Origin of the sequence: Ectothiorhodospira sp. BSL-9, assembly GCF_001632845.1 — a bacterium.
GTDB lineage: Bacteria > Pseudomonadota > Gammaproteobacteria > Ectothiorhodospirales > Ectothiorhodospiraceae > Ectothiorhodospira.
This window is the reverse complement of the sequence record NZ_CP011994.1, coordinates 2287927-2308340: the sequence shown is the minus strand read 5'-3', so window position 1 is coordinate 2308340 and position 20414 is coordinate 2287927. Positions and strand designations below refer to the sequence as shown.

At 63.9% G+C, this 20414-nt stretch carries 20 protein-coding genes and 2 pseudogenes; 10 read left to right on the top strand and 12 right to left on the bottom strand.

Annotated elements, in window-relative coordinates; all coding sequences use genetic code 11:
- Positions 1-111 precede the first annotated feature (111 nt).
- From ECTOBSL9_RS10835 to ECTOBSL9_RS10820, 4 genes are all read left to right on the top strand, one after another.
- On the top strand, positions 112-786 hold the full coding sequence (locus tag ECTOBSL9_RS10835) for a Bax inhibitor-1/YccA family protein (protein ID WP_063465060.1): 675 nt from the start codon (positions 112-114) through the stop codon (positions 784-786).
- 88 nt (positions 787-874) lie between these two features.
- Positions 875-1840, top strand: coding sequence for a 2-hydroxyacid dehydrogenase (locus ECTOBSL9_RS10830; protein WP_063465059.1), 966 nt, complete (start codon positions 875-877; stop codon positions 1838-1840).
- 10 nt (positions 1841-1850) lie between these two features.
- On the top strand, positions 1851-2072 hold the full coding sequence (locus ECTOBSL9_RS10825; protein ID WP_205631958.1) for a SlyX family protein: 222 nt from the start codon (positions 1851-1853) through the stop codon (positions 2070-2072).
- Positions 2073-2119: 47 nt separating this feature from the next.
- The gene (locus ECTOBSL9_RS10820) at positions 2120-2872 is read left to right on the top strand and encodes a class I SAM-dependent methyltransferase (protein ID WP_063465058.1); all 753 of its coding nucleotides are present in this window, start codon (positions 2120-2122) and stop codon (positions 2870-2872) included.
- Between the two features lie 51 nt (positions 2873-2923).
- Here ECTOBSL9_RS10820 and petA read toward each other — a convergent pair whose 3' ends face one another.
- Positions 2924-3514 carry a ubiquinol-cytochrome c reductase iron-sulfur subunit gene (gene petA / locus ECTOBSL9_RS10815; protein WP_063465057.1) on the bottom strand — a complete coding sequence of 197 codons (591 nt, stop codon included), beginning with the start codon at positions 3512-3514 and terminating at the stop codon, positions 2924-2926.
- A 35-nt stretch (positions 3515-3549) separates the two neighbouring features.
- Between petA and ECTOBSL9_RS10810 the strand changes: the two genes are divergently transcribed.
- Positions 3550-3870 carry a hypothetical protein gene (locus ECTOBSL9_RS10810; protein WP_063465056.1) on the top strand — a complete coding sequence of 107 codons (321 nt, stop codon included), beginning with the start codon at positions 3550-3552 and terminating at the stop codon, positions 3868-3870.
- A 2-nt stretch (positions 3871-3872) separates the two neighbouring features.
- Here ECTOBSL9_RS10810 and ECTOBSL9_RS10805 read toward each other — a convergent pair whose 3' ends face one another.
- Positions 3873-4355, bottom strand: a complete 483-nt coding sequence (locus tag ECTOBSL9_RS10805; RefSeq protein ID WP_063465055.1) for a YajQ family cyclic di-GMP-binding protein — start codon at positions 4353-4355, stop codon at positions 3873-3875.
- Positions 4356-4447: 92 nt separating this feature from the next.
- On the opposite strand from ECTOBSL9_RS10805, the gene cyaY reads away from it, so the two are divergent.
- A complete protein-coding gene (gene cyaY / locus ECTOBSL9_RS10800; RefSeq protein ID WP_063465054.1) occupies positions 4448-4771 on the top strand; it encodes an iron donor protein CyaY in 324 nt (107 codons plus the stop codon).
- Positions 4772-4777: 6 nt separating this feature from the next.
- Here the strand turns inward: cyaY and ECTOBSL9_RS10795 are convergent, their stop codons facing one another.
- The 3 genes from ECTOBSL9_RS10795 to ECTOBSL9_RS10785 form a co-directional block, all read right to left on the bottom strand.
- A complete protein-coding gene (locus ECTOBSL9_RS10795) occupies positions 4778-5152 on the bottom strand; it encodes a hypothetical protein (RefSeq protein WP_063465053.1) in 375 nt (124 codons plus the stop codon).
- A 67-nt stretch (positions 5153-5219) separates the two neighbouring features.
- A complete protein-coding gene (mpl, locus tag ECTOBSL9_RS10790; protein WP_082829876.1) occupies positions 5220-6584 on the bottom strand; it encodes a UDP-N-acetylmuramate:L-alanyl-gamma-D-glutamyl-meso-diaminopimelate ligase in 1365 nt (454 codons plus the stop codon).
- Positions 6581-7102, bottom strand: a complete 522-nt coding sequence (locus ECTOBSL9_RS10785) for a hypothetical protein (protein ID WP_063465052.1) — start codon at positions 7100-7102, stop codon at positions 6581-6583. Before ECTOBSL9_RS10785 ends, mpl begins: the two co-directional genes overlap by 4 nt.
- 92 nt (positions 7103-7194) lie before the next feature.
- On the opposite strand from ECTOBSL9_RS10785, the gene ECTOBSL9_RS10780 reads away from it, so the two are divergent.
- A complete protein-coding gene (locus ECTOBSL9_RS10780) occupies positions 7195-8415 on the top strand; it encodes a phosphatidylserine/phosphatidylglycerophosphate/cardiolipin synthase family protein (RefSeq protein ID WP_063465051.1) in 1221 nt (406 codons plus the stop codon).
- On the opposite strand, the gene ECTOBSL9_RS10775 is transcribed toward ECTOBSL9_RS10780, so the two are convergent.
- The 7 genes and pseudogenes from ECTOBSL9_RS10775 to aceE all read right to left on the bottom strand — a co-directional run bounded on the left by ECTOBSL9_RS10775 (position 8381) and on the right by aceE (position 17405).
- Positions 8381-9121: a VacJ family lipoprotein gene (locus ECTOBSL9_RS10775; protein ID WP_063465050.1), complete on the bottom strand. Its 741-nt coding sequence runs from the start codon at positions 9119-9121 to the stop codon at positions 8381-8383. The genes ECTOBSL9_RS10780 and ECTOBSL9_RS10775 overlap by 35 nt on opposite strands.
- Positions 9122-9243: 122 nt before the next feature.
- Positions 9244-10458 (bottom strand): argininosuccinate synthase, encoded by a 1215-nt coding sequence (locus ECTOBSL9_RS10770; RefSeq protein ID WP_063465049.1) that lies wholly within the window; start codon positions 10456-10458, stop codon positions 9244-9246.
- A gap of 107 nt (positions 10459-10565) precedes the next feature.
- A complete protein-coding gene (locus tag ECTOBSL9_RS10765) occupies positions 10566-11414 on the bottom strand; it encodes an OmpA family protein (RefSeq protein ID WP_063465048.1) in 849 nt (282 codons plus the stop codon).
- A gap of 129 nt (positions 11415-11543) precedes the next feature.
- Positions 11544-12992: pseudogene (lpdA, locus tag ECTOBSL9_RS10760) on the bottom strand (dihydrolipoyl dehydrogenase); the annotation flags it as partial.
- Between the two features lie 71 nt (positions 12993-13063).
- Positions 13064-13322 (bottom strand): annotated as a pseudogene (locus tag ECTOBSL9_RS17835) (biotin/lipoyl-containing protein); the annotation flags it as partial.
- A gap of 15 nt (positions 13323-13337) precedes the next feature.
- On the bottom strand, positions 13338-14696 hold the full coding sequence (locus ECTOBSL9_RS10755) for a dihydrolipoyllysine-residue acetyltransferase (RefSeq protein WP_063465046.1): 1359 nt from the start codon (positions 14694-14696) through the stop codon (positions 13338-13340).
- Between the two features lie 45 nt (positions 14697-14741).
- Positions 14742-17405, bottom strand: coding sequence for a pyruvate dehydrogenase (acetyl-transferring), homodimeric type (gene aceE / locus ECTOBSL9_RS10750; protein ID WP_063465045.1), 2664 nt, complete (start codon positions 17403-17405; stop codon positions 14742-14744).
- Between the two features lie 245 nt (positions 17406-17650).
- On the opposite strand from aceE, the gene pyrC reads away from it, so the two are divergent.
- The 3 genes from pyrC to ECTOBSL9_RS10735 are packed head-to-tail and all read left to right on the top strand — an operon-like array spanning position 17651 to position 20408.
- Complete coding sequence (gene pyrC / locus ECTOBSL9_RS10745; protein ID WP_063465044.1) at positions 17651-18694, top strand: dihydroorotase; 1044 nt, start codon at positions 17651-17653, stop codon at positions 18692-18694.
- A gap of 41 nt (positions 18695-18735) precedes the next feature.
- Positions 18736-19386: a ribonuclease T gene (gene rnt / locus ECTOBSL9_RS10740; protein ID WP_063466149.1), complete on the top strand. Its 651-nt coding sequence runs from the start codon at positions 18736-18738 to the stop codon at positions 19384-19386.
- 59 nt (positions 19387-19445) lie between these two features.
- Entirely contained in the window at positions 19446-20408 is a 963-nt protein-coding gene (locus ECTOBSL9_RS10735; protein WP_082829875.1) for a diguanylate cyclase, read from the top strand.
- Positions 20409-20414 lie beyond the last annotated feature (6 nt).

Genomic DNA, 20414 nt, shown 5'->3' with positions numbered 1-20414 from the left:
TGAAGCCACAAGAAATGCTGATGGCATGCTTTGATCAACCGCATGGAATCAAGTACCTTACCATGATCGTACACTGATCAACTCCACCCACTTTCGTCCGGAGGAACACCCATGCAGACGGAGCGCGCGAGCACCGTAACCCAGCAGGCCCAGAGCCAGGCTCTGGCCACCAACAAGGTTATCCGCAACACCTACATGCTGCTGTCCATGACCCTGGCGTTCAGCGCCATCATGGCCTTCGTGGCCATGGCGGTGGGGGCGCCGCCGGTGCACTGGATCGTGATGCTGGCCATCTTCATCGGCATGCCCTTTGGTATCCATGCCCTGCGTAACAGCGTGTGGAGCATTCCGCTCACCTTTGCCTTTACCGGCATCATGGGCTTCATCCTGGGCCCCATCGTCTCCCTGTACCTGAGCCTGCCCAACGGCCCGGCCATTGTCGGCGGTGCCCTGGCCTCCACGGCGCTGGTCTTTGTGGGGCTGTCCGCCTACGCCCTGGTCACCCGCAAGGACTTCAGTTTCCTGGGCGGCTTCGTGTTCGTGGGCTTCCTGGTGATCCTGGCGGCCATCATCGCCAACCTGTTCCTGGCCATCCCGGCCCTGTCCCTGGCCATCTCCTCGGCCGTGGTGCTGCTGGTATCGGCTGCCATCCTGTGGGACACCAGCCGCATGGTGCATGACGGCGAGGCCAACTACGTGGTGATGACCGTCTCCCTGTTCGCCAACATCTATGTGCTGTTCCTGCACATGCTGAACCTGTTTGCCATGCTCAGCGGCGATAACTGATCTCCTGTCCTGAGCAGCATCGAACCTGACCCCTCTACCCTCACGGGAGAGGGGTCTTCGTTTTCTTGAGGCAAGGAAATAGCGACCGATGATTGAACAGGGCGTATTTCTCGATCTGGAAACCCTGGACCGGGGGGATCTGGATCTCTCTCCCCTTCACGACTCCCTCACCCGCTGGACCTTTCACGACTACACCCGACCGCCGGAGACGGTGGAGCGCATCCAGGGAGCCCAGGTGGTGATCACCAACAAGGTGGTGCTGGATGCCGACGCCCTGGCCGCGGCTGCGGATCTCAAACTGGTCTGCCTGGCGGCCACAGGGACCAACAATGTGGATCTGGAGGCCGCGTCGCGCCTGGGCATCAGCGTGTGCAACGTGCGGGACTACGCCACGGCCTCCGTGGTGCAGCATGTATTCGCCATGCTGCTGTCTCTCACCGTGCGCCTGTCCCGGTATCACGATGATGTGCGCTCTGGCGCCTGGAACGACAGCCGGCAGTTCTGCCTGCTGGATCATCCCATCCGGGAACTGGCCGGGCGGCGCCTGGGGATCATCGGTCATGGGGTGCTTGGCCAGGCCACGGCAAAGGTGGCGCATGCCTTCGGCATGGACGTGGCGGTGGCACAAAGCCTGACGGGGCGGGGACCGGAGCCAGGGCGCCTGCCGCTGGATGAGGTGATCCGCACCAGCGACGTGCTCAGCCTGCACTGCCCGCTGACGCCAGAAACCGACCAGCTGATTGACGAGCACCGGTTGCGGATGATGAAAAGCGATGCGGTGCTGATCAATACGGCCCGGGGGGCCATCGTGGATAACGCTGCCCTGGCCGAGGCCTTGCGCCGCGGCGAGATCGGTGGCGCCGGGGTGGATGTACTGGAGAAGGAACCGCCCGAGGCGGATCACCCCCTGCTGGCTAAGGACATCCCCAACCTGATCATTACTCCCCATATCGCCTGGGCAGCCGTCGAGGCCCGCCAGCGCATGGTGAATGCCCTGGCGGGCAATATCCAGGCCTTCAAGGCCGGCCAGCCCACGAATCAGGTCACCCCATAGGTATCGCGACATGTCCACCACGCCCATGAACGATCGCGTGATCGATCTTGAAATCCGTCTGGCCCATCAGGATGCCCAGCTGCAGGACCTCAACGATGTGGTCACCCGCCAGCAACGGGAGCTATTGCAGATGCAGCGGCAGATGGAGGATCTGCGCCTGCGTCTGGCCGAGGTGCTGGCCACCCAACCCGGCGGCCAGGAAGGCCCGGAGCCCCCGCCACCGCATTATTGAGGAGAAAAGGGGACAGACACCTTTTTTGAACGCCCGAGGAGCCCCCCATCAAGACCCTGAGCATACTCTGTGATGAGCCCGCCGATCAGTCCCGCGCCGAGGCCCTTGCCAGCTCACTGGGCCTGACGCTGGTCGACCAGCCCGAAACCGACACATGGCAACTGGTCGTCACCCCCGAGCGACTGGAGCTGCGCCAGTGCGGACCCAAGGCACCCGGGCCCGTGTTCGTGGACCTGGCCGGGGGTAGACTCGGGTACCGTGGGGCCCATGCGAGTGCCCGCAAGGAGCCCCTGGCCCGGGCCGTGGGCATCAAGGGCGGACACCGACCCCATGTAGTCGATGCCACGGCCGGGTTGGGCCGGGATGCGTTCATACTGGCCCTGCTGGGGTGCAGGGTCACCCTGCTGGAGCGTCATCCGGTGATTGCCGCGCTGCTGGCTGATGGGCTGGACCGTGCCGCCCGTGAACAGGAACTGGCTGAGGCCGCGGGTCGCATGAACCTTGTCAGGGGCGATGCCGCCCATTGGCTGGCAGATCATGCCTGCGACGTGGTCACCCTGGACCCCATGTACCCGCACCGGGAGAAATCCGCGCTGGTGAAGAAGGAGATGCGGGCATTCCGGGCCGTGGTGGGAGACGATGAGGATGCCGCCCAACTGCTGGAAGCGTCTCTTCAGGTGGCGCGGGAGCGGGCGGTGGTGAAACGCCCCGTGCGAGCCGAGCCCCTGGGAGGCCAGGCACCGGACTTCCAGATTCCCGGCAGCAGTACCCGTTTCGACGTCTACCTCACCCGCCCTTAAATGGGGACAGACACCTTTTACCCTTTCAGGGTAAAAGGTGTCTGTCCCCATTTAAGGGGTTTGGCCGAGGATCAGCTGGTTGGTGGAGGGCAGGCGGTAGTTGGGGACTTCCAGGTTGCGGCGGGCTTGTTGGTCGCGGTAGACGCGGCCGGACAGGTCGTAGCGTGAGCCGCGGCAACGGTCGACAAAACCGCCGCCCCAGCCTTCCTCCGCAGCGGCTTCGGGCGGCACCCAGGTGAGTTCGCAGGCCAGATCGGTGCCCAGGGCCACGACCACCAGCACCTCGGGAGCCGCGGAGCGGTGGGGGTTGCGATAATCCCGGGGCTGGCGACTCAAACGGGAATCCGCGTCGTAGAGCTGGTCTGAAAACGCCGCATCGGCTTCCAGCATGTCGGGGGTGCGCCCGACAATCCAGATGGGACGACCCTCCCAGGTGATGGCCTTGACCTCGCCCGGGGCCAGGTCGGAAATATCCACGGATCGGCCGCCGCTCTGGCCGGCATCGTCGTCCGGGTCTCCCAGCACAGCGCTGAGCATCACATAGGCCAGCATGGCCACGCCCAGCAGTGCCAGCATCTTGAGGGCCACCCGATAATAAATTCGGCGTTGATCCGGCGGTACGTTGAAGGATTCAGGCATCATGGGCGAAGATTATGGACCACAATTGAGGAACGAAGATGAATTCCAGAACACAGCAGACCTACGTGGGCATCCACAACGACCTGCACGGCGGCATGACCCCCATCGGCGGCATCATCAAGGATGCCTGGATCTTCGAGCTCATCCCGGAGACCGAGACCTGCGAGGGTTGGACCACCGCGCAGATCCAGGTGCTGCATGACAAGGTCAATGCGGCCTGGGACCAATACGGCCTGCGGGTGAGCAACCTGCCCCCGGAGATCCGCGAGCGCCACACCCGCATCCACGACCAGGCCATCGAGAAGGCCCGGTCCATGGGCTGGATGCCGGGCCGCGACTCGGATGCCGAGATGGAGTGAGTTCAATCCCGGAAGTTGTCGTACTGTAGCGGCAGATCCAGTTCCGCCTTGCGCAGCAGGGCGATCACGTCCTGAAGGTCATCACGCTTCTTGCCGGTAATGCGCACCTTGTCACCCTGGATGGAGGCCTGCACCTTGAGCTTGCTGTCCTTGACCATGCGGATTATCTTCTTGCCCATGTCCTGATCGATACCCTGACGGATGGTGACGGTGCGGCGAGCCTTGCCGCCGCCCTCCTCCAGCTTGCCCGATTCCAGACAGCTCACGTCGATGCCCCGCTTGGCCATCTTCTGGGTGAGGATATCCATGACCTGATCCACCTGGAATTCGGAATCCCCGAACAGGGTCAGTTCCGCCTCGCTCTGCTCCACGTTGGCCGCGGAGCCCTTGAAATCGTAGCGGTTCTCCACTTCACGCCGGGTCTGGTCCACGGCATTGCGCAACTCCTGCATGTCCACTTCGGACACCACATCAAAGGAAGGCATTGATCTCTCCGTTTCGGATACCTGATGTTGAACGAGTTAAACATGATAACGTGAGGCCTTGCCAACCCACCCACGAAAGAGGATCCCAGCCCATGAATCAAGTGTCCTTCAGCGTCCAGGCAGAGCAGACCCTGGAGGAGCTCATGGAACGCATGAGCGCCGTGGACGAACTGGCCGACCTGGACATGGACATCGTCGACGGCGTGCTGACCATCGAGTTCGACGATCGCAGCAAGCTGATCCTCAACCGCCAGGAGCCGCTGCGGCAGATCTGGCTGGCTTCGCCGGAGGGCCCGGCCCATTTCGGCCACGATGCCGAATCCGACCAGTGGCTGGACGACAAGGAAGGCCACGAACTGGTGGCCACCCTACAGCGTGTCCTGCGGCTCAAGCTGGGCACCGACATCCGTCTTTAAGGGGGATCAGTCCGTAGAGGAGGCGTCCTGATCCTGCTTGCGCGCCGCCCCCACCTGCCCTTCCAGGTGGGCGAGCACCTGATGGGGTTTGTGATCATCCAGGGCCTGGTCCACCAGCAGCAGCATCTCCCGGGCCTCGGGGCGCGGGGTCAATTTGACCCGCGCCAGATTCACCGACAGGCGCCGAAACTGGCGGAAGAACAGATAGGACAGGGTGGCGATGATCAGGGCGGTCCAGGTGGCCCCTTCGAACCACACCCATACCGCCGCGCCATAGCCCACGAAGGTGATACCGAACAGCAGGGCCGCAAAGCGGTGCACCGTGGCCACAAAGGCCTCGAACTGCTCCCGATGGGCGGTGAATTCCTCTTTTGAAATCATGGGCTGGGTTCCGCAAGGGCAAAGCCGTGGATTGTAGAGCACCGGGCCCGGGGTTTGAACCGGCCGCTCAAGTGCCCGCCAGCCGTTCAAGCAAACGCTCGTGAAGCCCCCCGAAACCGCCATTGCTCATGATCAGTACATGATCCCCCGGGCGGGCCTGCGCCGCCAGGGAATCTGCCAGCTCATCCAGATCCTGCAGGGCGCAGGCTGAGTTACCCAGCGCGGCCACCACCGGCGCCAGATCCCACTCCATGGCGGCCGGCTGATGCATCCAGACCCCATCGGCCAGCCGCAGGGAATCCGCCAGGGTGTCCCGGTGCACCCCCATGCGCATGGTATTGGAACGGGGCTCCAGCACCGCCAGGATGCGGGCGCCGCCCACCTTGGCCCGCAGGGCCTCCAGGGTGGCGGCGATGGCCGTGGGATGGTGGGCAAAATCATCATAGACGGTCACACCGCGCACCTCACCGCGCACCTGCAGGCGACGTTTCACCCCCGTAAAGCGCCCCAGGGCCTCCACCCCGGCCGCCAGCGGCACGCCCGCATGCCGCGCGGCCAGCAGCGCCGCCAGGGCATTGCTCAGGTTGTGCCGGCCCGGCAGGGTCCACTGCCCCTCGGCCACGGGCACGCCCGCCTCATGGATGGCAAATCGGGTGCCATCGGGCGTGATGGGTTCACCCCGCCAGGGCGCCGGCTCGCCCACCCCGAAACGCTCCGCCGGCGTCCAGCAGCCCTGCTCCAGCACCGCCTCCAGGGCAGCATCGCCCACCCGACTGATGATGCGCCCTTCCCCCGGCACCGTGCGCACCAGATGATGGAACTGGCGCTCAATGGCTGCCAGGTCCGGAAAGATATCCGCGTGATCAAACTCCAGGTTGTTGAGGATCAGGGTCCGCGGACGGTAATGCACGAACTTGGAACGCTTGTCGAAGAATGCCGTGTCGTACTCATCCGCCTCCACCACGAAAAAGGGTGACGAACCCAGCCGGGCCGAGACACCGAAGTTGTCCGGCACCCCGCCGATGAGAAAACCCGGATCCAGCCCCGCATCTTCCAGAATCCACGCCAGCAGGCTCGCGGTGGTGGTCTTGCCGTGGGTGCCGGCCACCGCCAGCACCCAGCGATCCCGCAGCACATGCTCGGCCAGCCACTGGGGGCCGGAGGTATAGGGCAACCCTCGATTCAGTACGTGCTCTACCGCCGGGTTGCCCCGGGTCATGACGTTGCCGATCACCACCCCGTCCGGCGCCGGGTCCAGATGGGCCGGATCATGCCCCTGGAACACCTCAATCCCCTGCTCCGCCAGCAAGGTGCTCATGGGGGGGTAAACATGCTCGTCCGAGCCGGTCACCCGATACCCGGCAGCCCGTGCCAGCAGGGCCAGCCCACCCATGAAGGTGCCGCAGATCCCCAGGATGTGAACGTGACTCACCGCATCACCACCGAATACAGGATCTCACCGGCCACGGCAGCCAGCATCAGGTAGGCCACGGCCAGGGCCACGCCGCCCGCGGCGGTCTTGAGGCCCAGGGCGCTGCGCAGGACATGGCCATAGGCGGTGAGCAGCCAGCCCAGCAGCACCAGATACCCCACCGTGACCACCACCGGGATCTCTTCGGGTGCCTCGGCACCGCGCAGGCTGTACACCAGGGGCAGCATGATCAGCCCCAGAACGATCCCCACCCCCAGCAGGGCGGTGAAGGTCTGCATGAAACGCTCAGGCACCCCCTTCCCCTGGAGCAGCAGGGCCGTGAAGGCGGCCAGCAGGCCCAGCTCCATGCCCGCCTGCAGGATGGCGATCTGGAAGGGATAGAAGGGTACGGCCACGATCAGGCCCACGAACAGATAGACAATGGCACACAACCACAGCAGGAAGGCCGAGGCCGGCAGGTCCTCCGGCCCCTTTTGCAGGAAGGTCAGTTGCAGAAATGGTTTGATGAGTGCGTACATGCGGTTCCCTTCTGGGACAGGATCCCCGGTTTTGATCCGGTGTCGATGGGGTAAGTTTCGTGCGAGGATACCATCCCAAAAGGACACGAACGATGAACCGCCGACTGTTTCGCAGCCGACAACCCTACCCCACCCGAGGCCCTCACGCCTATCGCTGGCTGGTGGATGGGGGCGCGTTCTTCCCCGCCATGCTCCAGGCCATTGGCTGCGCACGCCACCGAGTGCTGCTGGAGATGTACCTGGCCGAATCCGGCCCGCTGTTCAGTCGCTTCGTGGAGGCCCTGAGCGATGCCGCCCGCCGGGGCGTGCGGGTCCACCTGTTACTGGACGGCTTCGGCGGCCTTGGCGTGAGCGATGCGGACCGGGAACGCCTGCTGGGGGCCGGCGTGCACCTGGGCACCTTCAATCCCCTGGGATGGGAACGCCTGCGCCTGTCCCTGTTTCGCGATCATCGCAAACTGCTGGCGGTGGATGGCCAGGTGGCCTTCGTCGGCGGTGCCGGCCTCACCGATGCCTTCGACCCCCGGGTAACCGGCACCGGGGCCTGGCATGATGTCATGCTGGAAATACGCGGCCCCTGCGTGCAGGACTGGGAAGCCCTGTTCGCCGATGCATGGCAGCGCTGGCACCACCAGGACATGCCGGTTCTGAGTAATCACGCCTCCAACGGGACCCAGCCATCGGATCAACGGGACGGTCGTGTGATGGGTCATACCGAGGTGGGTGGGCAGGCGGTCATGCGCAGCGTGATCGCCACCATGAAACGCTCACGCCGGCGCATCTGGCTGACCACGGGCTATTTCGTACCCACCCGGCGCCTGCGCCGCATCCTCACGAAGGCCGCCCGACGTGGCATGGACGTGCGTCTGCTGCTGCCTGGCCCCAAGACGGACCACCCCGGGGTGTGGCATGCCGGACGACGCTTCTATGGCCGCCTGCTGCGCGCCGGTGTGCGCATCTTCGAGTTCCAGCCCCGCTGCCTGCACGCCAAATACGTGATCTGTGACGACTGGCTCACGGTAGGCTCCAGCAATCTGGACCACTGGACCCTGCGCTGGAACATGGAGGCCAATCAGGAGGTGACCGACCCCACCCTGGTGGACCAGGTGGCCGACAACTTCTCCCGGGATCTGCTGCAGTCCCAGGAATGGACCCTGGAGCGCTGGCAGGCCCGCGGCCTGTGGGCACGACTCATGGAGCGCCTGTTCGGTGCCCTGGACGGTTGGCTGGTGGAACTGGGCTATCTGCGGGACCTTCGGGATGCAGACCGGGCCCTGCTCAGAAATCGTCGTCCCAGTCCTCCAGTTCCCTGAGCAGATCCCGCTGGGCATCCGAGGGGGCGCCATCGGTCACCAGGTACTCGCGGCGATCCAGGTAGGCGTTACGGATGGCCATATAACGATCCATGGCCATGCCTTCCAGGGCCCGCTCGGTGGGCAGCAACCCGGCGCGGATATCCACCAGACGCAGCCCCACCAGGACATTTCGCTGGGCCACATCGTCGTGGTAGTACAGCGGATGAATACGGGCATCCACGATCTCCGCCGGGGCGTCCCGCACGGTGCTGGGCCCTCGGAAGGGCACCACGAAATACGGCCCGGAGGGCACACCCCAGCTTCCCAGGGTCTGGCCAAAGTCCTCGTTGCTCTTTTCCAGGCCCATGGGGGTGGCCACGTCAAACAGACCGAACACCCCGAAACTGGTGTTCATGATCAGCCGGGTCAGGTCGGAAGCAGCATCATGAAACTTGAACTGCAGGGCGTTGTTGGCCATGTTGTGCACGTCGCCCAGGTTGGAAAAGAAGTTACCGATACCGGTGCGTACGGGCTGTGGGGTGACCTTGTCATAGCCCTGTGCCACGGGCTTGAGCACGGCCCGGTCCACCGCGTCGTTGAACTGGAACATGGCCCGGTTGTAGCTCTCCCAGGGATCGCGTGGATCCTGGGATTCCGGGGGTACAGTGGCACAGCCGGTGATCAGGAAGGCGCAGGCGAGCAGCACCGTCAGGATACCCCCCATGCGGCTACGCCGAACGACACCGTGAGCTTGCCCGGTCGTCAGTCTCCGGGGAATACGTGCTTGAGTGTTCGGTGTAGGCACTGGGGGGATCCTTGTGGGAAAGCGTCTTTGGCCGTGGCCGCTCAACGCCCCCGCTGGGCGGCGATACGCATGCGCAGGGCATTGAGCTTGATGAATCCCTCGGCATCCTTCTGGTCGTAGGCCCCGGCATCGTCCTCAAAGGTGGCGATATGGGTGTCGAACAGACTGTCGGTGGCAGATTGGCGCCCGGCGATGATGACATTGCCCTTATAGAGTTTGATGCGGACGACTCCGTTCACATGAGTCTGCGAGGCATCGATCAGGGACTGCATCATGCGCCGCTCGGGGCTCCACCAGTAGCCGTTATAGATGAGGCTGGCGTACCGGGGCATGATCTCGTCCTTCAGATGGGCCGCCTCGCGGTCCAGGGTGAGGGATTCGATGGCGCGATGGGCCTTGAGCAGGATGGACCCGCCGGGGGTCTCATAGCAACCCCGGGACTTCATGCCCACGTAACGATTTTCCACCAGGTCCAGGCGACCCACGCCGTGGGCGCCGCCCAGGCGGTTCAGGTGATCCAGCAGGGTGGCCGGGCTCATGGCCTCGCCGTTGATGGCCACCGGGTCGCCCTGCTCGAAGGTGATCTCCACGTACTCGGCCTTGTCCGGGGCGGCCTCGGGGGAGACCGACCAGCGCCACATGTCCTCTTCGGCCTCGAACCAGGGGTCTTCCAGCTGATTGCCTTCGTAGGAGATGTGCAGCAGGTTGGCGTCCATGGAGTACGGGGACTTCTTGCCACGCTTCATCTCCACGGGGATGTTGTGCTTCTCGGCATAGGCCAGGAGCTTTTCCCGGGAGGTGAGATCCCACTCCCGCCAGGGGGCGATCACGTGGATGCCGGGCTTGAGGGCATAGGCCCCCAGTTCGAAACGTACCTGGTCGTTGCCCTTGCCGGTGGCACCATGGGACACCGCATCGGCGCCGGTCTCGTTGGCGATTTCCACCAGGCGCTTGGCAATCAGGGGTCGGGCAATGGAGGTGCCCAGCAGGTACTCCCCTTCGTACACGGCATTGGCGCGGAACATGGGGAAGACGAAGTCCCGCACGAATTCCTCGCGCAGATCCTCGATGTAGATTTCCTTCACACCCAGGGCCTGGGCCTTGGCGCGGGCGGGCTCCACTTCCTCGCCCTGGCCGATATCGGCGGTGAAGGTCACCACCTCACAGCCGTAGGTATCCTCCAGCCACTTGAGGATGACCGACGTATCAAGCCCGCCGGAATAGGCGAGTACGACCTTGTTCACTTCACTGGCCATGTATGGCAACCCCTGCAACAGACGACGATTGGATCAAGCGGGTGAGTATACTAAGTGAGGGTGTCCCCTGGCCATGTCCCTTGGCTTAAAGCCCCTCTCCCGCCGGCCTAACGGGTCAGCCAGATATCCACGCGCCGGTTCAGTGCCCAGGCCGCCTCACTGGAGGCCGGGTCCAGCGGCCAGGTCTCTCCAAAGGCCCGGGTTTCGATGCGATCGGCGGCGATGCCCTGTTCACGCAGCAGGCGCTGCACAGCCTGGGCACGGCGCAGGGACAGGCCCTCATTGTATTGGGGGGTGCCCTGCTCGTCCGTGTGGCCGCCCACCACCACGCGGGTATCGGGGTGGTTCATCAGGTGGCGCACCACCCGGCGCAGGGTGGACTCATCCTCCTCCCGGATCTCGCTCTCATCAAAATCGAAATGGACCCGCCATTCCTCCAGGCTGACAAAGTCCAGGTAGACCCGATCGCCCCGACAGGCCCGAAAGTCCGCCAGCACCTCGCGAAAACGCACTGGGGAGATGACCACCTGCACGTCGTCGGCACCCCGGCCGGCATCCGGGTGGGTGAGAATGACCTCATGGCCAGTTTCCAGGGCATAGTACAGCTCCAGCGCCCGGTCCCGATGCAGCGTCAGGAGGGTGTCAGAAGGGAACAGGGAGACGGCCTCCAGCGACTGCGTTTTCAGATCATGGCGCCATATGGGGGATCTCAGGGACACATGGCCCACGTCCGGCCCCGACAACGGGGTGCGCACCTCCACGCTGAACTGCAGCGGCTGCCCGGGGCGGGCCTGGAAGCGGACCGTGCCGTAGCGGGGTATCTCCTGGGCCAATTCGCAGAGGTTGTCGTCGGTGGTGACCGTCCAGCGGGCATCGGCCATGCGGGGGGTGTATTCCACGGCGCCCAGGGTGGCGGGGGCGAGGGTCAGCAGCAGGGCGAGGGTGCGGGGGCTCATACTGAGGATTATCGGCCAGTGGGGGGAAAGATTGAACGTTTGGGTGCCCGCCGCTTTCGCGGGCGAGGCCCGCTCCCACAAGGCCCCCCCCCCTAAAAAGGCTTCCTCCCCACAAAGGCGGAAGAAAACCTACTTCTTCTTCGGCGGCAGCATATCCGTGATGGAACCATGAGCCACCTCGGCCGCGAAGCACACCGTTTCCGACAGGGTGGGATGCGGGTGTACCGTGAGGGCCAGATCCTCCACATCGGCACCCATTTCCAGGGCCAGGGTGGGTTCGGCGATCAACTCGCCGGCATTGGGGCCGACGATGCCGGCGCCGATGACCCGGTTGTGCTCATCCAGCAGCAGCTTGGTCACCCCACTCTCGCCACCCACACTGATGGCGCGACCGCTGGCCGCCCAGGGGAACACGCCCTTGGTATATTCGATGCCCTGCTTCTTGGCCTCGGTCTCGGTCAACCCCATCCAGGCCACCTCCGGGTGGGTGTAGGCCACGCTGGGGATGGCGCGGGCATCGAAATGGGATTTCTCACCTGATGCCACTTCGGCCGCCACCTTGCCCTCATGAGTGGCCTTGTGGGCCAGCATGGGACCGCCCACCACGTCACCGATGGCGAAGATATGCGACACATTAGTGCGCATCTGCTTGTCCACCTTGATGAAGCCGTGTTCGTCCACCTGCAGGCCCGCCGCCTCGGCCTCGATCCCGCCGCCATTGGGCAGGCGCCCCACCGCCACCAGCACCCTGTCGAAGGTGTCCTGCTCCGGCGCCTTGCCCCCCTCGAAGGAGACGCGGATGCCCTCGTCGGTGGCTTCGGCCTGGGTCACCTTGGTGCCCGTGAAGATGTTCTCGTAACGCCCCTTGATGCGTTTCTCCAGGGGCTTGACCAGATCCCGGTCGGCGCCGGGCATCAGATCACTGGACAGTTCGCACACCGTGACGGCAGATCCCAGGGCATCGTACACACAGGCCATCTCCAGGCCGATGATGCCACCGCCCACCACCAGCAGACGTTTGGGGATGTCACGCAACTGCAAAGCCCCGGTGGAGTCCATCACCCGCTCGTCATCCCAGGGGAAGCTGGGCAGGTGCACGGGGCGTGAGCCGACGGCCACGATGGCCTGCTCAAACCCGATCACCTGTTCACCTTCATCACTGGAAACGGCCAGGGTGTTGGGAGAGGTGAAACGGCCCATCCCCTGCACCACGGTGACCTTGCGCTGCTTGGCCAGGTGCTTGAGGCCCATGGTGAGCTTTTTGACCACGCCGTCCTTGTAGCCAGCCAGTTTCTTCAGATCGATCTCAGGCTTGCCAAAGGTGATGCCATGACGCTCGAAGTCCTCCGCCTCCTCGATCACCTGGGCGGAGTGCAGCAGGGCCTTGGAGGGGATGCAACCCACGTTCAGGCAGACACCGCCGATCACCGGGTAACGTTCCACCATGATCACATCCATGCCCAGGTCGGCAGCACGGAAGGCAGCGGTGTAACCGCCCGGGCCGGAGCCCAGCACCAGCAGCTGACAGCGCTGATCCACATCGCCCGTATGGCTGGCGGCTTTCGGGGCAGACTGCTGGGCCTTCTTCTCTGCAGGCTTATCCTCCGGGGGATCGCCCTTGTCATCCGACGATGACGATCCGGATGCGCCACCCCTGGCCTCCTCGCCCGCCATCTCCAGCTCCAGGATGTCGCTCCCCCTGGAAACCTTGTCGCCGGCCTTGATCAGGACCTGCTTCACCGTGCCCGCATGGGGAGACGGGATGTCCATGGAGGCCTTGTCCGATTCCAGGGTGATCAGGGAGTCCTCCACGTCCACGCTGTCACCTGGCTGAACCAGAACTTCGATGACCTCCACATCCTTGAATTCGCCGATGTCGGGAACCGGGATCGTAACCACCTTTGCCATGAATATCTTCCTCGTCTACAGCAGCATCCGCCGCATGTCGGACAGCAGGCCGCTCAGGTAACTGGTGAACCGGGCCCCCAGGGCCCCGTCGATAACGCGGTGATCGTAGGACAACGACAAGGGCAATACCAGCCGGGGGTTGAACGCCTTGCCATCCCACACCGGCTGCATCCTGGCCTTGGAAACCCCCAGGATGGCCACTTCCGGTGCGTTCACAATGGGGGTGAAATGGGTGCCGCCGATGCCGCCCAGGCTGGTGATGGTGAGGCAGCCGCCCTCCATGTCCTTGCTCTTCAGGCGTCGCTTGCGGGCCTTCTCGGAGATCTCGGCCAGCTCCCGGGCCAGCTCCACCAGGCTCTTGCGATCCACGTCGCGGACCACCGGCACCACCAGGCCGTCGGGGGTGTCTACGGCAATACCCAGGTGATAGTACTTCTTCACGATCAGGTTCTCGCCCGCGGCATCCAGCGAGGAATTCACGCGGGGGAACTCCTTCAGGGCCGAGACCACCGCCTTCATCAGGAAGACCAGGAAGGTGATCTTCACCCCCTTGTCCTTGTACTCATCCACCAGGGAGCGGCGAAAGCCGTCCAGTTCGGTGATATCCGCCTCGTCGAACTGCGTGACATGGGGGATGGTCACCCAGTTGCGATGCAGGTATTCGCCGGTGAGGCGATTGATCTTGGTGAGGGCCTGGGTTTCCACCTGGCCAAAGCGGGAGAAGTCGATCTCCGGGGCCGGTGCCACACCGAGACCACTGGAGGCCCCCTGGGAAAGGGTTCGTTTGACGAAGCCCTGCACGTCCTCCTTGAGGATGCGCCCCTTGCGACCCGAGCCCTCCACACGGCCCAGGTCCACCCCCAGCTCCCGGGCAAAGCGGCGCACGGCTGGCGAGGCGTGGGCCTTGCGGAAACCCTCTTCATTCACGATGCCGGCGGTGGGCGATGGGCGTGGTCCGGCCGAGGCTGCCGATGACCCGCTTGCCTGTTCTGCGCCGCGTTGAGTGTCATCCGACCGGGCCGGTCCAGCCTCCTTCCCGCTCCCCTGGGCCGATTCCTTGTGGTCGTCTTTGCCTGAGGGTGTCGCCGCGCCCTCCTTCGCGGTGGAATCAGCATCTCCATCGCCTGAGGCATTTTCCACCTCCAGGTCCAGGATCGGAGTACCCTCGGACACCCGTTCCCCGGCCTTGAGCTTCACCCCCTTCACGATGCCGCCCTGGGGCGAGGGGATGTCCATGGAGGCCTTGTCCGACTCCAGGGTGATCAGGGAGTCCTCCGGTTCCACCCGGTCTCCCTCGCCCACCAATACCTCGATGATTTCCACATCCTTGAAGTCCCCGATGTCCGGGACCTTCACTTCAACCACGTTGCCCATCATGCAACTCCTGTCTGAAATTGAGGTTCACCACAGCCGGGGATATCAGGCGTGCAGGGGATTGACCTTGTCCACGTCGATCTCGTACTTGCGGATCGCCTCGATGACCGTTTCCACCGGCAGCGCCCCCTCATCTGCCAGGGCCTTGAGGGCGGCCACGGCCACGTAGTAGCGGTCCACCTCGAAATGGTGTCGCAGCCGCTGGCGCAGGTCACTGCGACCGAACCCGTCGGTGCCCAGCGTGACGTAGCGTCCGGGCACCCAGGCACGGATCTGATCGGCGTAACCCTTCACATAATCCGTGGAGGCCACCACCGGGCCCTGGGCATCCGCCAGGCACTGGGACACCCAGGACTCGCGCGGGGACTTTTCGGGGTTGAGCATGTTCCAGCGGTCGGTGGCACGACCCTCCCGGGCCAGCTCGTTGAAGCTGGTGGCACTCCAGATATCCGACTCCACGCCAAACTCATCGCGCAGCAGGTCAGCCGCGGCGATCACTTCCCGCAGGATGGTGCCCGAACCCATGAGCTGCACCCGGACCTTGGCCTCGTCCCCCGCCTGCAGACGATACAGGCCCTTGCGGATGCCTTCCTCGGCGCCCTCGGGCATGGCGGGCTGGTGGTAGTTCTCGTTCATGGTGGTGATGTAGTAGAAGACGTTCTCCTGCTCCGAATACATGCGCCGCATGCCGTCGTGCAGGATCACCGCCAGTTCATACGCATAGGTGGGGTCATAGCTGATGCAGTTGGGCACATTGGCGGCCATCATGTGGCTGTGACCATCCTGGTGCTGCAGGCCTTCGCCGGAGAGTGTGGTGCGCCCGGCCGTGCCGCCGATGAGGAAACCCCGGGCCTGCATGTCCCCGGCGGCGTAGATCAGATCCCCCACCCGCTGGAAGCCGAACATGGAGTAGAAGATGTAGAAGGGGATCATGCTCACGCCGTGCACACTGTAGGCGGTGGCGGCGGCCATCCAGGAGGACAGGGCGCCGGCCTCGTTGATGCCCTCTTCCAGGATCTGCCCCTTCTTGGCCTCCTTGTAGAACATGACCTCGTCCTTGTCCTGGGGCTCGTAGAGCTGCCCCACGGAGGAATAGATACCCAACTGCCGGAACAGCCCTTCCATGCCGAAGGTACGCGCCTCGTCCGGCACGATGGGCACCACGTGATGGCCCACCTTCTTGTCGCGGGTGAGCTGGGTGAGCATGCGCACCAGGGCCATGGTGGTGGACAGTTCCCGGTCGCCGGAGTCCTCCAGCGAGCCAGCGAACAGGGACAGATCGGGGATCTCCAGCGGTGCCACGATGGATTTGCGTACCGGCAGATAGCCCCCCAGGGACTCACGCCGCTGGCGCATGTATTTCATCTCCGGCGCGTCCTCCGCGGGCTTGAGGTAGCGCAGCTGATCCACATCGTCGTCGGTTGCCGGGATGCTGAAGCGGTCCCGGAAGGCGCGGATCTCTTCGATGCCCATCTTCTTCTGCTGGTGGGCCCGCATCTGCCCCTCGCCGGCCGAACCCATGCCATAACCCTTCACCGTCTGGGCCAGGATCACGGTGGGCTGGCCGGTATGGTTCGCCGCAGCCTCGTAGGCGGCATACACCTTGAAGGGGTCGTGACCGCCCCGGTTGAGACGCCAGATATCCGGATCGGACATATTGGCCACCATGGCCTTGAGCTCCGGATACTTTCCAAAGAAGTGCTCGCGCACGTAGGCACCATCCTTGGCCTTGTAGTTCTGATAGTCGCCATCCACGGCCTCCATCATGCGCTGCTTGAGCAGGCCCTTGGTGTCCCTGGCCAGCAGGGGATCCCAGTACCCGCCCCAGAGCACCTTGATCACGTTCCAGCCGGCCCCACGGAACATCGCCTCCAGTTCCTGGACAATCTTGCCATTACCGCGCACCGGGCCATCCAGGCGCTGCAGGTTGCAGTTAACCACGAAGATCAGGTTGTCCAGCTTTTCCCGGGCCGCCAGGCTGATGGCGCCGAGGGATTCCGGCTCGTCGGTCTCGCCATCCCCCAGGAATGACCAGACCTTGCGATCCCGGCTGCTGGCCAGCCCGCGATCATTCATGTATTTCATGAAGCGGGCCTGCATGATGCTGGCGATGGGGCCCAGCCCCATGCTCACCGTGGGGAATTGCCAGTAGTCCGGCATCAGCCAGGGGTGGGGATAGGACGGCAGCCCGTTGCCCGCCACCTCCTGGCGGAAACCATCCAGTTGCTGCTCGCTCAGCCGACCCTCCAGAAAGGACCGGGCATAGATGCCGGGGGCGGAGTGTCCCTGGATGAAGACCAGGTCGCCGCCGTGCTCGTGGCTGGGGGCGCGCCAGAAATGATTGAAGCCCACGTCGTACAAGGTGGCCGCCGAGGCGAAGCTGGCAATGTGCCCACCCAGCTCCGAACTGATACGATTGGCCTTGACCACCATGAGCAGGGCGTTCCAGCGAATGTACGAGCGGATGCGGTGTTCCAGTTCCGCGTCACCGGGATATTCCGGCTCCAGGTGCGGGGGGATGGTATTGACGTAGGCGGTATTGGCGGAGTAAGGCAGGAAGGTACCGGAACGCCGGGCCTGGTCCACCAGCTTTTCCAGCAGGTAGTGAGCGCGTTCCGGGCCATCGGCCTGGATGACGGCTTCAAGGGCGTCCAGCCATTCCTGCGTTTCCTGCGCGTCCAGATCCTGCGGCATTGTCTGCGCGTTCATCAATCATTCTCCATCCGTTAGGGCCCGGCTTTAGACACTCGTCATCGCCCCACACGAGAGGGTGGTTCATCACAAGCGCGGGGGGTGGTTTTGAAACACTGTTGTTATCGTTTTAGTGAGGCTGTGCGATACCGCCTTATCCGGTATGTTCGAACTTTTGACGCAACAGGTCAAGAAACCGGGCAAGGCTGAAAATGCTTCACTGCAGCACGCCAAGTCCCGATTTAATCTAGGAAAATCACACAATGGCAACAATCGAAGAACTGCGTATCCGGCGCCCTGATGACTGGCATTTGCATGTAAGGGATGGTGACGTTCTGGGTGATGCAGTGCCGCATTCGGCGAGACAGTTCGCACGGGCGGTGATCATGCCGAATCTCAAACCGCCGGTGGTGAGTGTGGAGCAGGCCCTGCAATATCGTGAGCGCATTCTTGATGCCTTGCCGCAGGGTTCTAACTTCAATCCATTGATGACAATCTATCTCACCGACAGCACCTCCCCCGAGGAGATTCGCAAGGCGGTGGACAGTGGCGTGATACTGGGCGTGAAGCTCTACCCGGCAGGGGCCACCACCCATTCCGATGCGGGGGTGAGTGATATCCGGCACACCTACCCCACCCTGCAGGCCATGCAGGACCTGGGCCTGCCGCTGCTGGTGCATGGTGAGGCCACGGCCCCCTCGGTGGACATCTTCGATCGCGAACAGGTGTTCATCGACAACACCCTGATCCCGCTGGTGGAGCAGTTCCCGGGGCTGAAGATCGTGCTGGAGCACATTACCACGGCCCATGCGGTGGACTTTGTGCGTCAGGCACCGGAGCGTGTGGGTGCCACCGTCACCCCTCAGCACATCCTCATGAACCGCAATGCGCTGTTCCAGGGAGGCATGCGTCCCCATCACTTCTGCCTGCCCGTGCTCAAGCGGGAAACCCATCGGGTGGCCATCATGGAGGCTCTGGCGGAAGGGCACCCACGTTTCTTCCTGGGCACGGACAGCGCCCCGCACCCCCAGGGGGCCAAGGAGAGCGCCTGCGGCTGTGCCGGCATCTTCAGTGCCCCGGCGGCCATCGAGTTCTATGCGGAGGCCTTCGAGCAGGCCGGCGCACTGGACAAACTGGAAGCCTTTGCCAGCCTGAACGGCCCGGCCTTCTACGGCCTGCCGGTCAACGAGGACGTCATCACCCTCAGGCGCGAGCCCTGGACAATGCCGCAGGCGTACCCCTTCGGCGGCGAGAAGGTGGTGCCCTTGCGAGCAGGTGGCGAGATCAGCTGGCGGCTGGTGGACTGAGGGAAAGCCCCCAGTCCCTCGAGACCTGATACCCTATGCCCATGACCGAAGATGCTGACTTTCGCCCCATGGGCAACCGGTTCCGTGGCTTTCTACCCGTCGTGGTGGACGTGGAAACCGGGGGCTTCAACCCGCAAACCGACGCGCTGCTGCAAATCGCCGCCGTCATCCTGCGCATGGATGCGCAGGGCTACATCCACCGCCACCGCACCCTGTCCCATCATGTGCAACCCTTTGAAGGGGCGCACATGGACCCCAAGTCCCTGGAGGTCACCGGCATCAACCCCTGGCACCCCCTGCGGATCGCCACGCCGGAGGACGAGGCACTGCGGGAGGTCTTTCGCGAGGTGCGTCAGGAGGTCAAGCTCAACCATTGCACCCGGGCCATCCTGGTGGGTCACAATGCCGGCTTCGATCTGGCCTTCGTGAACGCCACCGCCGAGCGCACCAAGCTCAAGCGCAACCCCTTTCACCCCTTCAGCAACCTGGACACGGTCACCCTCTCGGCCATGGCCTATGGCCAGACAGTCCTGGCCCGGGCCGCGCAGCAGGCGGGCCTTTCCTGGGACAACGCCGAGGCCCATTCGGCCACCTACGATGCCGAAAAGACCGCCGATATCTTTTGTGATGTGATGAACCGCTGGAACGGCCATGTGACGCCGCTGGTGACGGAAAACGTGGACAAGGCCTGATGGCTTGCTTATAAGGAAGGAGACGTGCGTCACACTTTCACCCCAACCGGTCGGCTGAGATGAGTCCTTCAACACCTCCCGCTCTGTCCATCCTCATTGTCGATGACATGCAGTACAGTCGAACGGTGTTGAAGAACACCCTTGAACGGGTGGGCTACGATGATGTGAGGCTGGCGGCCTCGGCCCCCGAAGCCCTGTCACTGCTGGGCCAGCGGCGCGCCGACGTGGTACTGGCAGACTGGGTGATGCCGGATATGAACGGGCTGGAGTTGACGGCGGCCATCCGCACGCGGGACGAGGAGGAGAATCGCTACACGGCCATCATCCTGTTCACCGCCAAGGAGGGGGATGAGGCCATGCTGGAGGCCTTCCATCAGGGGGTGGACGACTATCTCACCAAGCCGATCCACAACATGCAGCTGGCCGCCCGCGTGTTCGCGGCGGGGCGCATGGCGACGCTGCAGAATCGCTTGCTGGAGACGTCAGCGGCCCTGAAGGCGGCCAATCAGCACATGGAGAATCTCTCCACCACCGACCCCATCACCGGCCTGGCCAATCAACGTGCCCTGAACCAGCGGCTGGAGGTACTGGTGCTGGAGACCCAGGCACGCGGGGGCGGGCTGTGCCTGGCGCTGGTGGACCTGGATCATGTGGATCAGGTCACCCAGCATCTGGGGCACGACATGGGGGATGAGGTATTGCTGGGGTTTGCCAAGCGCCTGCGACTGTCGGTACGCCCCACCGACCTGGTGGCCCGGATCGGCGGTGAGGAATTCGCCCTGCTCCTGCACGTGCACTCTCCCCAGCAGTTCAACCGGGAACTGCTGGGGCGCGTTCTGCACAGTCTTTCCCAGGATGGCATCACCACCTCGGAGGGCAAGGTGCCCATCCGTGTATCCATCGGCGCCCATTTCCACGATTACCAGCAGCCGCTACTGACCATCCGCGAACTCATGAAAAAGGCGGGCAGCAATCTGGAAGAGGCCCGCGCGGCCGGGGGGAATGAGGTGGTGGTCAGCTAAGCGGGC